At 67.1% G+C, this 513-nt stretch carries 1 protein-coding gene; it reads left to right on the forward strand.

Going from position 1 to position 513, the window contains the following annotated elements:
- A partial coding sequence (locus GJ668_RS19965) for a DUF11 domain-containing protein (protein WP_186343244.1) occupies window positions 1-513 on the forward strand: 513 nt, incomplete at both ends.

Consider the following 513-nt stretch of genomic DNA (forward strand, 5'->3'; position numbering starts at 1 on the left):
CTGAGCGCGACCAACGCCCCGAGCACCTTCGTCCGAACCGACGACACGCCCGAAGCCGGCCAGGAAACCCTAGCGTTGGATTTCGGCACGCTCACCAACACCAGCGGCGCGGTCACAACGCTCACCCTGACCTATCGGGCGCGGGTGGACAATCTGCTCGTCAACCAGGACGGCGACACCCTGACCAACGCCGCCGCTCTGAGCTTCGACACTCCCGGCGGTACAGGCACCCAAACCCTTGAAGATGACGCGACGCTCACCCTCGGCGAGCCCAGGCTCGCCCTGACCCAGGCCATCACCAGCGCCACCACCAACCTGGAAGCTGGCGACACCCTGACCTACCGGGTGACCGTGACCAACACCGGCACCACTCCGGCATTCGAGACGCTCCTGAGCGACGTGCTGCCGCCCGAGCTGGGTCATGTACAGAACTTGGTCGCGGCCTCCCTGACCAACACCAGTGGCCGCAGCGAGACGCCGACCCTGAGCGCCCGCGACGACGGTTGGGACAGC

Source organism: Allochromatium palmeri (genome assembly GCF_009720725.1).
Classification (GTDB): Bacteria; Pseudomonadota; Gammaproteobacteria; order Chromatiales; family Chromatiaceae; genus Thermochromatium; species Thermochromatium palmeri.